A 13756-nucleotide genomic window follows, 5' to 3' on the forward strand; every position below is an offset into this window, starting at 1 on the left:
CTTACTTTTTCGTGCGTTCTTGATTATTGGTAAGCCTAAGCAGAAACTTCCTGCTCAGCAACAGTGCAGCAGGAGAAATTTAAATGAATATTCAGGTAGCTAAATCCATCAATAATTATTTTGCCATCGGCAACGGCACAGGCTCGGTCCGGGTACAGGATTGTTTCACGCCCGAGGCCGTTGTACTTGATGAAGGTGGCACTTATCAGGGCCAGGCGGCTATTGATTCCTGGCTGCAGCAAACCCGGCAAAAGTATCAGTTCAGCGCCAAGCCCATCAGCGTTACATCGAAGGAACAGCAAGAAATCGTGGTTGCAGAAGTCAGTGGCAATTTCCCTGGCAGCCCAATACAGCTGAGCTATGTCTTTGTCCTTAACGGCGACAAGATCCAATCGCTGGAGATTTCCTGATGGTTACGAATTCTCAGCGGAAAATAGCAACCGCCAGCGAATTGTTTTCCGGTGCAGAACAGCATTCATGCTGTTACAACTAACATTATAAAAAACCCGTCTGATAAGACGGGCTTGGGTTTACGTATTGTTTATATTGCTGCAGGCTCAGGCGTGGAACCGGTCTACCGTTTGATGCAACCGTGCTGCCTGCTGGGCGACTTCTTCGCTGATCGACGCATTTTGTCTGGCGTGAGCGTAGGTTTCATCTGAAAGGTCCCGAATTTTAACCACGTTCTTATTTACCTCTGCTGCCACATGGCTTTGCTGCTCAATTGCTGCGGCTATTTGCGTGGTCATATCCATAATATTGCTAACGTCTGCAGTGATTTCACCCAGCAAACGCATGGCCACATTGGCCTGGCTGGCGCTTTCGCTGCCCTGTTCGCGGCAACTTAGCATTACTTTGACAATTTCATTAGTACGCCCCTGCAGGCCGCCTACTATGGCTTCAATCTGCCGGGTTGATTCCTGCGTGCGCATAGCGAGGTTACGTACTTCGTCTGCCACTACGGCAAAACCACGGCCCTGTTCGCCTGCTCTGGCTGCCTCAATGGCAGCATTAAGTGCCAGTAAGTTTGTTTGTTCGGCAATGCCGCGAATAACGTCCAGCACTGAGCCTATGGTTTTGCTGTCCTGCTCAAGCTCTGATACTACCCCGGCGGCATTTTGCAGCCGGTCAGACAACAGCTGAATACGTTGCACGGTTTGCTGCACTTCCATTCTGCCGGTCTGGGCATTCTGGTTAGTGGCTTCTGCCCTGGCGGCGGTGTTTTCCGTATTACTGGCGATTTCGTTTATGGTAGCGCCCATTTCCGTTACCGCCGTGGCAACCATGTCGGTTTCACTTTGCTGTTGTTGCATGCCGCGACTGGTATCGGCGGTAGACTGCGCCAGTTCATTGGTGGCCTGATCGAGCATTTCCAGCGCCTGATTAACCGTTTTAATTAAATCCTGAAAATCACCCAGCATGGCATTGAAGTCTGTGGCTAAGGTGCTCATTTCATCTTTACCGGCAACATCAACCCGCATACGAAAATCGTTACTGCTGCGAATAAGGCCAATGGTTTTACATACATCCAGCACCGGGCGCAATATGCTGCGGCTGGTCATCGCTACCAGCAGCAACACTACCGCCAGCACCAAAACAAAAATACCTACCGCCAACCGTTGCACTGAGGTAACCGCAGTGGCTATAGCTTCACTGGTTTGCGCAGACAACTCGCTAAGGCTGGCTTCAGTATTTTGAATAGCGCTGCGCATTTGTCCGGTTAACCCTTGAGTTTCGTCCAGGCCACTTTGCTGAATTGAGCTGACCAGCTCGGTAAAGGTTTGCTGATAACTGTCCAACAAGCTCTTGTTGCTTGTGTCATCGGCTACTAATTGCTGTAGCTGCAACACTACCTGATTAAACTGCTGCTGATAGGCTAAATCCCGGCGCAGCAGAAAATCTTTTTCGGCGCGGCGTAATTGCAGCAAAAGTATACTGAGGTTGTCACGTCCCAGTTGTTCATAGCGGCTTTCAAGCTGCTGCCCCGCTTGGCGCAGCTCTCCCATCATACCGGTGTCAGGGGTGAGGCCAACAACCTGCTGCTGCGCCACTAACTGATTAAATGCCTGCTGGTACTGTGCTGTTAAACCAAGAAACTGCTGCAATGGTTTTTCATCAATATTGTGCTGCACCAGCAACTGCTGCAGCTCTGTTGCGCGTTGCTGCATCTGGCTGTAGTGATCATTCAGCCGCTGCTGATACTTAAGATCGGTGCGCATAGCAAAGTCTTTTTCATGGCGGCGAAACATCAGTACGTCAGTACTTATTTGTTCTACCAATTGCTGTGTTCTGGCCAGAGACGTTAACTGCGCACTTTGATAAAACAGGATCAGCAACATTACTGCCATTGCCACTACCAAGGCCCCGCCGTTAATAAATAACCGCTGTTTTATCGATAACTGTCGTAACTGATTCATACTGCCTGCCTGAGTTATTAACAACTCAGTTGAGCATAGCGCAGCCAGATAAAAGTGCGGGCTATTTTTCGGCTAAACACTAGTTGTATATAACATAGGCACTTAAACTGCATAAAGTGCCAAGAGTAGCACCGGCGATAACATCAAGCGGAAAATGTACGCCCAGCATAATGCGTGACAAGCCCACACTGCAGGCCCAGATCAGTGCTAAAACTGCCAGCGCCGGAAAATAAATGGCCAGTGTAGTTGCGACCACAAAGGCACCGGCCGTGTGGCCGGACGGCAGGCTAAAGCGGTCAGAAGGGGTAATATGGGCATAACCAAACACCGTTAAGATATCTGCCGGCCGCGCCCGTTTAATGCAATTTTTCAGCACCAGATACAACGGTAATTCCAGCGCAAAAGCCAGCAACAGTATCGTAGTTAACTCTGTAGCATCGGTATGGTTAAACAGATATAAAATGCCGCAAAGCAGCAGGTATAACGGGCCGTCGGCCGTTTTAGACAAAAAGTAGCTGGCGACAAATGCCTGCCGGGACGAGCTTCGGCTGAACAAGCTGCAAAATGAGTGGTGATCCCATTGCTCCAGACGTTTAAGTAACATAACTGCGCCCTGTCATTTATCCTGACTAAACGCAGCCTAACGGCTTTTTATGACGTTATAATGACATTTTACTGCGATAAAACGCGATGGCATCGGCTTCTGTCAGCGGTTTGGCCAGGTAATAGCCCTGCACCGCATCACAAGACATATTTTGCAGCAGTTGCAATTGCACGGCCGTTTCAACGCCTTCAGCCAGAATACGTTTGCCCAAACCATGTGCCAGCTTAATCATGGTTTTAACAATCATCATATCGGAATCGTTACCGGCCATATCCATCACAAAACTGCGGTCTATCTTAATTTTGTCTATTGGCATACGCCGTAAATAGGCCAGTGAAGAATAACCGGTACCAAAATCGTCAATAGATACGCGGATACCTAACTGTTGCAGTTCCATCACGTAATTTGAGCCTTTTTCCATATCATGCATGGCGGTGTTTTCGGTGATCTCAAGCTCCAGCAGATCCGGTGATACTTTGTACTGTAATAATAACCGCTGGATTTCACGTTTCAGGCCGTCAAGCTGAAAATTTACCGGCGACATATTTACCGCCAACGGAATATGTAAGTGCTGCTGTTTCCACTGGCTGATTGTGAGCACCGCCTTGCGCAGCACCCACAAATCCAGTTGCCGGTTTAGCCCCAACTGCTCCACAAAGGGTAAAAACTGCCCCGGCATCAAAAAGCCTTTTTGTGGATGCTGCCAGCGTAACAGCACTTCAAAGGCCTCTATTCTGTTGCTCCGTGCACAGCACTGTGGCTGGAAGTAAAACACAAACTGGTTATGTTCCATCGCTGCCAGCAATTCTGTTTCCCAGCTGATCAGGCGGCTGGTTTCATCTTCCATACCGGGCTGATACTCCAGCCAGCGGCTTTGCATACGTTTGGCCTGATGAAAAGCGATATTGGCTTTTTGTACCAGTTGCTCGGCGTTGGTGGCATGCTGAGGAAACCTTGCCAAGCCAATGCTGCAGCTTAATTTCAGCGAACCACAATCGAGCACAAAGCTTTTTTCTACCAACTGCTGTAAATGCCGGATAGTAAACTGCAACTGGGTATCATTGTGTATATCGGTGATAACCAGAGTAAAAATATCACCACCGGTGCGGGCAATTAATGCCGGTTTTAACACACTTTGTTCAAAACGCCGGATCAGCTGGCGTAAAATCTCATCACCCTGTTTCAGGCCAACCGACTCATTGACGGTTTTAAATTTATCTAAACCCAGCATCAGCAAATGTAACGGTGCTGCCTTTTCCTGCCGCAACTGGTCGTTTAGTACAGATAACAGCGCATCGCGGTTTAACGCACCGGTCAGTTGATCGTAGCGGTTAAGGTAGTGGGCTTTTTCGGTCAGCTGTGCGTTGGTATTGCGTTCATGCTCTTGCAGCCACATAATCAGGCTTAGCCCGAGGCAACAAAGCAAAAACAATTCGGCACTTTTATACAACAGGATCCAGTAGCTCCACTCCTCCTGGCGTTCTGCCAGCATCAGCCAGATACCGTTGCCAACATACAATAAGCCCCAGAGTATCAGTGTAAGCACGGCCAGCCGCTGCCCCAATGTGGGTGACATTCTCTGCCATAACCCTACAGCAGCTGTCAGCAACACAATACCCATCAATAACAGCCTGATATACAACTGAAAATATAACTGCCAACCGGCGAAGGCGTCGGTTACTGCAAATGGCACTACGCTTAGCAGCGCAATAACAGCCAGCAATAGCAGAGTAGGCAGCAATTTTACTCTTAACAACAAATGCTGCCTGTCATGCCTTGTCATTACCATGCCGCGTAGCAGTAGCATGGCAAAAGCATAGCTGCTGAAGATCAGTAAAAACTGAAATACAGAGGGGATTATCGCGGTTTCAGCCCCCAGCCCCACAGCGCCCTGGACCAAAATTGCCGACTGATATACGGCAAAGCAAAGCAAAGCGGCAAACCAGCACTTGATGTATTCCTGCCGGTATATCCGGCTGAAATGCCATAGCAAATAACACAATAATAATGCTATGCCCAGCTGGGTAAAGTACAAAACAAACCTGGCAAATAATTCGGAGGTCACTACGGGCAGCCGGTAAATTTGGTTACCATCACCATAGCAAACAACCTGCCAAAACGACAACTATGCGACATGCTACAGGCTACGAAAAACCAATAATAATAATAGTTTGAGCTTACTCCAGTCAGCGCTATACTGTGGGCTCAGTACCTTCTCTCAACCGGAGCTTCTTATGGAATACAACACTTCTGAATTATGTGATCTTTATGCCGATTTAGTTGATGTAGTAGAGCCGCTGTTTGCCAGCTACGGTGGCAGACGTTCTTTTGGTGGTAAAATTCATACCATCAAATGTTTTGAAGACAACGGCCTGGTACGGCAGATGCTAACTGATCCTGGCATTGGCAAAGTGCTGCTGATAGATGCAGGCGGCTCTGCCCGTCGCGCTATCATTGACGCTGAACTGGCGTCACTGGCGGCGGTTAATGGCTGGGAAGGCATAGTATGTTATGGCAGTGTGCGCGATTTAGACCTGCTGGAAGATTTCGATATCGGTATTCATGCTGTTAATGCCATCCCGGTGGGTGCTGATGATAAAGGCTTCGGTGAAACCGATGTGCCGGTCAATTTTGCCGGTGTCACCTTTTTACCGGGCGATCATCTGTATGCCGACAGCACTGGCATTATTATGTCGCCAGATGCACTGGATATTGAATAAAACGGCACTGGCATGCTGAATTTCTTTACCCGCGACCAACTTAACCAGTACTGCAGCATCCGTGATGGTGAGCAGCGCCTAGGGCAGGCACTAAACCTGCCTGATCCGGCGCTAAACCTGGCTGAACAACTGGCACAAAGCAAAGCTGAAGGCTGCCGTTTTGTGCTGCTGGGTGTACCGGAAGATATCGGCCCCCGGGCAAATCTTGGCCAGGGCGGAGCAGACAAAGGCTGGACAGCGTTTTTAAGCAAATTTGTAAACCTGCAAAGTAATCATTTTATTGCCGCCGGGCAAATTTTACTGCTGGGCGGGATACAGTGTGCCGACTTGCAACAGCAAGCCAGTACTTTTGATGTCTCACAACCACAGCAGCTTAGCCAGTTACGGCAGTTGGTTGAGGTTCTCGACCACAGAGTTGCAACCGTGGTGCAGACAATATTTGACGCCGGCCTATTACCTGTTGTCATCGGCGGTGGCCACAATAATAGTTACCCGATAATAAAAGCGTTAAGCCAGGCCAGCGGCCAACAGGTTAATTGCGCAAATTTAGACCCCCACTCAGATTTTCGGCCGCTTGAAGGCCGCCACAGCGGCAACGGCTTTAGCTATGCCTGGCAAGACGGTATGCTAAAACATTACTTTGTGCTGGGTTTGCATGAGCTGAAAAATTCAGCCGCAACACTGGCGCAATTACAACAAGCTGGCGGGGAATTTTGCAGTTATCAGCGAATTTTTGTCCGTCAGGAATTAAATTATCAGCAGGCGTTGGATCAGTGTATCGACAATGTTGTACTGGGCAATGGCGACATTGGTATTGAAGTAGACACCGACAGCATCAGTCTGATGCCGGTAAGCGCCTTTACTAACTGCGGCATCAGTGTGCAGGCCGCCGAGCTATTTGTTTATCAACTGGCTAAATTACCCCGCAGCCGGTATTTGCATCTGGCAGAAGCGGCTCCGGTACAACATCCGGCTGGTTTGGCCGCTGGCATTAACGAAGCCGGACAAGTGCTGTCGGCGCTGGTATTGGCGTTTATGCAGGGTAAAAAAGATCAGGCTATTGCAATTTAATCTTGTCTGGCTGCCACTGCTTTAACCATACGGCAAAACCACTGAGTTCAAACGGCCGTGAGTAAAAAAAGCCCTGCCCACGGCTGCAGCCCATACGCAACAATTTTTGCTCTACTTCTGCTTCTTCCACGCCTTCGGCTATCACACCCAGATCCAGATTACGCGCCATATCAATAATGGCGCCGGTAATGGCAGCATTCATATCAGATTTATGCAGATCACTGATAAAAGAGCAGTCAACTTTAACGTACTGCACAGGGAGTTGCCTGATATATGCCAGCGACGACAAGCCGGTACCAAAATCATCCAGCGCCAGCTCTACACCCAACTGATGTAAACGCTGCAGCATTGTCATGGCTTTTACCGGCTCAGCTACCAGCGCACTTTCTTTTAGCTCCAGTATCAGTTGCCCCGGCGCTACCTGATATTTGTCAAATAACTGCTCCAGCGCTTCAACCAGCTCGTCATGCAATAAATCTTTGCTGGAAATATTTACCGCAATTTTACTGACCAACCCAGCCTGTTTCAGTTTGGCGATCATGGCAACCGCTTCATTTAATACCCATTGGGTCAGCGGGTAAATAACCCCCATTTCTTCTGCCAGTGCCAGAAAACTGTCTGGCGTCAGCAAACCCCGCGTCGGGTGGCGCCAGCGAATGTAAACCTCACCGGCTAATACCTCATGGCTGCGCATATCTACCTGCGGCTGAATATATAACGCCAGTTGTTGCTCGGTAATAGCCTGACGCAGCTCTGCCATCAGCGTTAATTTGTCGTTGGTGTAGTGCAGCATGTCGGTGCTAAACACCTGGCTGCTGCCCTGCAACGAGCTGTGATATTGCAGTGCAAGATGGGCGCGCTCCAGCAACTCATTTAGCTGAGTGCCATGCTCAGGGTAATGTGCAATTCCCGACTGTAGCTGGTAATCAACAGCACAGCCATGCACTATCATCGGTTCAGGAATAGCACGCTCCAGTGTATCTGCCAGATACTCGGCTATATGTTCTTTGTCGTCACTGTCTACCCAGATAGCAAAATCAACACCGCCTAAGTGGCATACACGGGTGGGCTTTTGCTGACGAAATTCAAACGTCAGTGCTTTATCTTCAGCGGCCAGGTGGTCATTAATGCGCTGCGCTATCTGCGCCAGAATAAGGTTGCTATTACTGTGCCCCAGTAACTTATTCACTTGTTCAAACTGCGTTATTTTTATCAGTAACAATGAATAATGCTGCTCAGGCGCCCGTTTTAGCAATTCGTCCAGTTGTTGCTGTAAAAAGAATTTGTTTGGAAAACCGCTGATATCGTCATGTAGTGAATAGAAGCCAAGCCGGCTGCCTTTTTTGGTCGTTTTGGCTTTCTGTAGCTTGTTGATGTCCAGCTTCAGTTTAAACATGTAAACAAATGCCAGCAGCAAAAAGCCACTAAGCAAACTGACAATTGGCAACGAAGACTCTGATGTCTGCGCTGCCAGCGGACAACTGAGCAGGCCAGTAACAAGCAGCCGGTAAGACAAAGCGATACTCCAGCAAAAATAGTGCTATTAGCTTAAGCTAAAATACCAGCTTGTAAAGCAGATTAACGCCGGTGATTTATCTCTTTACCATTAATAATCAGCTGTTTAAGTGAGTTCACACCAAATTGGTAGCATAACTCTGCCGGGCGGCTTATGGCATGACAGGCAAAATCAGCCCGTTGCCCTACCGCCAGAGTACCGCGATCTGTTAAGCCAAGCGCTTTGGCTGCATGCCGGGTTACGCCCAGCAAAGCTTCTTCCGGGGTTAAACGAAACAGCGTGCAGGCCATATTCAGCATTAACGGTAAGGAACACAGCGGCGAGGTGCCGGGGTTTAAATCGGTGGCAACTGCCATCGGCACGCCGTATTGGCGCAGCAGTGCAATCGGCGGCAGCTGAGTTTCGCGCAAAAAGTAAAACGCGCCGGGTAGCAGTACCGCAACGCTGCCGGCTTTGGCCATCGCGGCAACACCTGCTTCATCCAAAAACTCGATATGATCAGCCGACAAACCGCCAAACTGTGCCACTAAGGCGCTGCCACCCAGGTTAGATAATTGCTCGGCGTGGGCTTTAACCGGCAACCCCAGTGCAGTAGCGGCAGTAAATACTTTGCGTGTTTGTTCAAGGCTAAAACCTATGCCCTCGCAAAATACGTCCACGGCGTCGACCAGCCCAAGTGCGTGCAGCTGCGGCAGCATCCGGCACACAGCCTCAATGTAGCCATCAGCATCATTGCTAAATTCCGGCGGCAAGGCATGGGCGCCTAAAAAGGTTTTTTGTACGCTGGCAGGGTGGTGCTTATCCAGCTCAGCTGCAACTTCAAGGATTTTTTGCTCGCTGGTTAAATCGAGGCCATAGCCGGATTTTATTTCTACCGTGGTGACGCCTTGTGCCAGCAAGGTATTAAGCCGGTCCTTGGCCAGCACGAATAAATCTTCATGGCTGGCGGTTCGGGTTGCTGCCACCGTAGCTTTAATACCGCCACCGGCTGCAGCAATATCCTGATAGCTGGCGCCGTTCAGGCGCATTTCAAACTCATTGGCACGGTTACCGGCGTATACCAAATGCGTATGGCAATCAATAAAACCCGGCAGCAGCCACTGCCCCTGTGCGTCATACAGCGGGGTAGCCGGGGCATCAAATGACGGCAAATCCGCTTTAGTGCCAACAAAAACAATTACGCCATCTTTAATAGCCAGGGCGCCGTTTTCAATGGCGCCATAGGCGCTGCCGTTGTCAGTCATGGTGGCGATATTGGCGTTAATCCAGATAGCATCAAACTGCTGCATAAGGGCATCCTGTAAGTGGTTTTAAAATAATTTTACACCAACAACTTGTATATACAACCAAATTAGCTTATTTTTTATTTAGTAAAACCAGGGGGTGTTATGGCTGTTGCCAAATTTGCCGAAATTAAAGAGTACATGCTCAGCCAGATTGAAATTTCCGCCTGGCCGGAGCACAGCCGTGTACCATCAGAAAACGAGCTGGCAGTGCAGTTTAGTGTCAGCCGGATGACAGCACGGCGCGCGCTGCAGGAGCTGACCGAACAAGGCATTTTGTATCGCACCCAGGGCGTAGGCAGCTTTGTTGCGGCACTTAAGTCGCAGTCGTCGTTACTGGAAATCCGCAATATTGCTGACGAGATAAACAGCCGTGGCCATGCCTACAGTGCGCGTTTGTTACAGCTGACCGAACTGCCCTGCCCTACCATTATTGCTGCCGCGCTGGGATTAAAGCGCAATGAAGCGGTGTATTTCTCCCTGATAGTGCATTTAGAGAACAACCAGCCGCTGCAGTTGGAGGCTCGTTACGTAAGCCCGCAACTGGTGCCTGACTACGTAAAACAAGACTTTAACCAACAAACACCACACCAGTACTTAAGCATTATTGCACCGCTGACTGAAGCCGAACACACCGTTGAGGCCATTTGGCCGGACGATTTTACCTGTAAGCATTTAGTGCTGAAAAAAGCCGAACCCTGCCTGCGTTTGACCCGCCGTACCTTTAGCCGTGAAGGCGCGGTCAGCCTGGCGTATTTAACTTCACCAGGTAGCCGCTATCGTTTAGGCGGCCATCTGAACTTTTCCTTACCCAGCAGCAGAGAGACTATCTGATGACAGACCCACGTATTGATAACAGCCGGGTGATCCGCGCTGATCGCGGCAGCAAGATCACCGCTAAAAGCTGGCAGACCGAAGCCGCCAAACGCATGTTAATGAATAACCTCGACCCGGAAGTGGCAGAGCACCCGCAAGCGCTGGTGGTATATGGCGGTATTGGCCGTGCGGCACGTAACTGGCAGTGCTACGACAAAATTGTTGAAGTATTGGACCGGCTGGAAGACAACCAAACCCTGTTGGTGCAAAGCGGTAAGCCGGTTGGCGTATTCCCGACCCACCCCGACGCGCCACGTGTATTGATAGCTAACTCTAACCTGGTTCCGGCCTGGGCTAACTGGCAGCACTTTAATGAACTGGATCGCAAAGGCCTGATGATGTACGGCCAGATGACCGCCGGTTCATGGATCTACATCGGTACCCAGGGCATAGTTCAGGGCACCTATGAAACCTTTGTAGCCATCGCCAAACAACATTTTGACGGCCAGGCAGCCGGTAAATGGGTATTAACCGGCGGTTTAGGTGGTATGGGCGGTGCTCAGCCACTGGCGGCGACTATGGCCGGTTTTCATATGCTGGCCTGTGAAGTGGATGAAAGCCGGATCGATTTCCGCTTAAAAACGCGTTATCTGGACAAAAAAGCCCGTTCACTGGATGAAGCCGTGGCGATGCTGGCAGCGGCTAAAGCAGAAGGTAAGCCCACCTCTATCGGCTTGTTGGCCAATGCAGCGGATGTGTTTGCCGAGTTAGTTGCGCGCGGTATTACGCCGGACGTGGTGACCGACCAAACCTCCGCCCACGACCCGCTGAACGGCTACCTGCCGCAGGGTTGGAGCATGGAAAAAGCAGCTGAGCAGCGTAAAACAGACGAAGATGGCGTGGTTAAAGCCGCTAAACAGTCAATGGCGGTGCAGGTACAAGCAATATTGACCATGCAGCAACGTGGCGCCGTCGCTACTGACTACGGCAATAATATCCGCCAGATGGCCAAAGACGAAGGCGTAACTAATGCTTTTGATTTCCCGGGTTTTGTACCGGCTTATATCCGGCCGCTGTTCTGTGAAGGTATAGGGCCGTTTCGCTGGGTTGCGCTATCGGGCGATGCCGAAGATATCTATAAAACCGATGCAAAAGTAAAAGAGCTTATTCCGGATAACCCGCACCTGCATAACTGGCTGGATATGGCGCGTGAGCGCATTCAGTTTCAGGGCTTACCCGCGCGCATTTGCTGGATTGGCTTAAAAGATCGCGCCCGTATCGCGCTGGCGTTTAACGAAATGGTCAAAAACGGCGAGCTAAGCGCACCAGTCGTGATTGGTCGTGATCATCTGGACTCCGGCTCAGTTGCCAGCCCGAACCGCGAAACCGAAGCCATGCTTGATGGCTCTGATGCCGTATCAGACTGGCCATTGTTAAATGCCCTGCTTAACACTGCCGGTGGTGCTACCTGGGTATCACTGCACCATGGTGGTGGCGTGGGCATGGGGTACAGCCAGCACAGCGGCGTGGTAATAGTGGCCGACGGCACCGACGCAGCAGCGGCGCGTCTTGGCCGGGTATTATGGAACGACCCGGGCACCGGCGTAATGCGCCATGCTGACGCCGGTTATGACATTGCAAGCAACTGTGCCAAAACACAGGGCCTTGATTTACCTATGGTAACGGAGTAACAACATGAGCTTTAAACTGAATTTAGTGCCGGGCACCCTGACACTGGCGCAATTACGCCAGGTACAACAAGGTCCGGTTGAACTGAGCCTCGACAACTCTGCCATAGCCGGGATTGAAAAATCCGCTGCTTGTGTCGCCGATATTATTAAACAAAACCGCGTGGTGTATGGCATAAATACCGGTTTCGGTTTGCTGGCCAATACGCGGATTAAAAACGAAGAGTTGGAGCTGCTACAACGCTCGATCGTGTTATCCCACGCTGCCGGCTTTGGCGATATTATGGACGACAGCACAGTGCGCTTATTAATGGTGCTGAAAATTAACTCGCTGGCGCGCGGCTTTTCCGGCATTCGCCTGTCTGTGATTGAAGCACTGATTAAACTGGTCAACGCTGAAGTTTACCCCTGCATTCCGAAAAAAGGCTCGGTGGGTGCATCCGGCGATTTAGCGCCGCTGTCACATATGGTATTGCCGCTGATTGGCGAAGGCGAAGTCAGCTACAAGGGCCAGATTTATGATGCGCGTGAGGGTTTAGGCTTTGCCGGTCTTGAGCCGGTAACCTTAGCAGCAAAAGAAGGCCTGGCGCTGCTTAACGGCACCCAGGCGTCTACCGCGCTGGCACTGGAAGGGTTATTTAAAGCGGAAGACTTATTCGCCGCTGGTAGCGTTATTGGTGCTATGAGCGTAGAAGCTGCTATGGGTAGCCGCTCCCCGTTTGACGACCGTATTCACCAGGCCCGTGGCCAGCGTGGGCAAATCGATGCCGCGACCATTTATCGTCATCTGTTAGGTGCTACCTCAGAAATCGGCGAAGCGCATCATAACTGCGAAAAAGTACAAGACCCTTATAGCCTGCGCTGTCAACCGCAGGTAATGGGCGCCTGTTTAACGCAGATCCGTCAGGCTGCAGAAGTGCTAGCGGTAGAAGCTAACGGCGTTACCGACAACCCGCTGGTGTTTGCCGATGATGGCGATATTTTATCCGGCGGTAACTTTCATGCCGAACCGGTGGCGATGGCGGCCGACAATCTGGCGCTGGCGATTGCCGAAATCGGCGCTATATCTGAGCGGCGCATGGCGCTGTTAATTGACGCGACGTTAAGTAAGTTACCGGCGTTTTTAGTGCCCAACGGTGGCGTAAACAGCGGCTTTATGATTGCCCAGGTAACAGCAGCAGCCCTGGCATCGGAAAACAAGAGCCTGGCACATCCGGCCTCGGTAGACAGTCTTCCCACATCCGCTAACCAGGAAGACCATGTATCAATGGCCACCTTTGCGGCACGGCGTTTAGCCGATATGGCGGAAAACACCGTGGGTGTGTTAGCAGTAGAGTATCTGGCAGCAGCCCAGGGCCTGGATTTCCGCGCTCCGCTGAAATCAACTCCGGCTATCGAGCAAGCCAAACATTACCTGCGCGAACAGGTAAGTTTTTATGGCGAAGATCGCTACTTTGCACCGGATATCGAACAAAGCGCCAACTTACTGCGCCAGCGTCAGTTAAATGCCCTGTTACCACAAAAGCTGTTATGTAGCTTCTGAGTTATAAGGCAGCACCATTTTGGTGCTGCCGCCCTCTTTTCGTTCATGTACCTCTTTACTGGCTAGACCAGTTTTTGTTTCTTTGTTAACTTCAGGTT

The 13756-nt window shown here is 50.5% G+C and carries 11 protein-coding genes; 6 read left to right on the forward strand and 5 right to left on the reverse strand.

The annotated features are described in order from the left end of the window. Positions 1-83: 83 nt before the first annotated feature. Positions 84-410, forward strand: coding sequence for a nuclear transport factor 2-like protein (locus MJX74_RS17400; protein ID WP_240224294.1), 327 nt, complete (start codon positions 84-86; stop codon positions 408-410). Between the two features lie 147 nt (positions 411-557). Here MJX74_RS17400 and MJX74_RS17405 read toward each other — a convergent pair whose 3' ends face one another. The 3 genes from MJX74_RS17405 to MJX74_RS17415 form a co-directional block, all read right to left on the reverse strand. Further along, complete coding sequence (locus tag MJX74_RS17405) at positions 558-2417, reverse strand: methyl-accepting chemotaxis protein (RefSeq protein ID WP_240224295.1); 1860 nt, start codon at positions 2415-2417, stop codon at positions 558-560. A gap of 79 nt (positions 2418-2496) precedes the next feature. Continuing rightward, on the reverse strand, positions 2497-3021 hold the full coding sequence (locus MJX74_RS17410) for a phosphatase PAP2 family protein (protein ID WP_240224296.1): 525 nt from the start codon (positions 3019-3021) through the stop codon (positions 2497-2499). A 55-nt stretch (positions 3022-3076) separates the two neighbouring features. After that, entirely contained in the window at positions 3077-5086 is a 2010-nt protein-coding gene (locus MJX74_RS17415; RefSeq protein ID WP_240224297.1) for a putative bifunctional diguanylate cyclase/phosphodiesterase, read from the reverse strand. Between the two features lie 169 nt (positions 5087-5255). On the opposite strand from MJX74_RS17415, the gene rraA reads away from it, so the two are divergent. Together rraA and MJX74_RS17425 are read left to right on the forward strand one after the other, a co-directional pair. Next, positions 5256-5741: a ribonuclease E activity regulator RraA gene (rraA, locus tag MJX74_RS17420; RefSeq protein WP_240224298.1), complete on the forward strand. Its 486-nt coding sequence runs from the start codon at positions 5256-5258 to the stop codon at positions 5739-5741. Positions 5742-5753: 12 nt separating this feature from the next. Beyond that, entirely contained in the window at positions 5754-6812 is a 1059-nt protein-coding gene (locus MJX74_RS17425; protein WP_240224299.1) for a formimidoylglutamase, read from the forward strand. Here the strand turns inward: MJX74_RS17425 and MJX74_RS17430 are convergent. Both MJX74_RS17430 and hutI read right to left on the reverse strand, forming a co-directional pair. Continuing rightward, complete coding sequence (locus MJX74_RS17430; RefSeq protein ID WP_240224300.1) at positions 6799-8328, reverse strand: putative bifunctional diguanylate cyclase/phosphodiesterase; 1530 nt, start codon at positions 8326-8328, stop codon at positions 6799-6801. The genes MJX74_RS17425 and MJX74_RS17430 overlap by 14 nt on opposite strands. A gap of 62 nt (positions 8329-8390) precedes the next feature. Further along, positions 8391-9617: an imidazolonepropionase gene (gene hutI, locus MJX74_RS17435; protein ID WP_240224301.1), complete on the reverse strand. Its 1227-nt coding sequence runs from the start codon at positions 9615-9617 to the stop codon at positions 8391-8393. A 99-nt stretch (positions 9618-9716) separates the two neighbouring features. Here hutI and hutC point away from each other — a divergent pair, with 99 nt between their 5' ends. The 3 genes from hutC to hutH are packed head-to-tail and all read left to right on the forward strand — an operon-like array spanning position 9717 to position 13658. Next, the gene (hutC, locus tag MJX74_RS17440) at positions 9717-10445 is read left to right on the forward strand and encodes a histidine utilization repressor (RefSeq protein ID WP_240224302.1); all 729 of its coding nucleotides are present in this window, start codon (positions 9717-9719) and stop codon (positions 10443-10445) included. Next, on the forward strand, positions 10445-12118 hold the full coding sequence (gene hutU, locus MJX74_RS17445; RefSeq protein WP_240224303.1) for a urocanate hydratase: 1674 nt from the start codon (positions 10445-10447) through the stop codon (positions 12116-12118). The genes hutC and hutU overlap by 1 nt, the downstream gene beginning before the upstream one ends. 4 nt (positions 12119-12122) lie before the next feature. After that, entirely contained in the window at positions 12123-13658 is a 1536-nt protein-coding gene (gene hutH / locus MJX74_RS17450; protein ID WP_240224304.1) for a histidine ammonia-lyase, read from the forward strand. Positions 13659-13756 lie beyond the last annotated feature (98 nt).

It is taken from the genome of Rheinheimera hassiensis (assembly GCF_022436675.1).
GTDB lineage: Bacteria > Pseudomonadota > Gammaproteobacteria > Enterobacterales > Alteromonadaceae > Alishewanella > Alishewanella hassiensis.

Bases quoted from the DNA above. Each gene is read 5' to 3' on its own strand.
- MJX74_RS17400 (WP_240224294.1), top strand. From the start codon at position 84: ATGAATATTCAGGTAGCTAAATCCATCAATAATTATTTTGCCATCGGC.
- MJX74_RS17405 (WP_240224295.1), bottom strand. From the start codon at position 2,417: ATGAATCAGTTACGACAGTTATCGATAAAACAGCGGTTATTTATTAAC.
- MJX74_RS17410 (WP_240224296.1), bottom strand. From the start codon at position 3,021: ATGTTACTTAAACGTCTGGAGCAATGGGATCACCACTCATTTTGCAGC.
- rraA (WP_240224298.1), top strand. From the start codon at position 5,256: ATGGAATACAACACTTCTGAATTATGTGATCTTTATGCCGATTTAGTT.
- MJX74_RS17425 (WP_240224299.1), top strand. From the start codon at position 5,754: ATGCTGAATTTCTTTACCCGCGACCAACTTAACCAGTACTGCAGCATC.
- hutI (WP_240224301.1), bottom strand. From the start codon at position 9,617: ATGCAGCAGTTTGATGCTATCTGGATTAACGCCAATATCGCCACCATG.
- hutC (WP_240224302.1), top strand. From the start codon at position 9,717: ATGGCTGTTGCCAAATTTGCCGAAATTAAAGAGTACATGCTCAGCCAG.
- hutU (WP_240224303.1), top strand. From the start codon at position 10,445: ATGACAGACCCACGTATTGATAACAGCCGGGTGATCCGCGCTGATCGC.
- hutH (WP_240224304.1), top strand. From the start codon at position 12,123: ATGAGCTTTAAACTGAATTTAGTGCCGGGCACCCTGACACTGGCGCAA.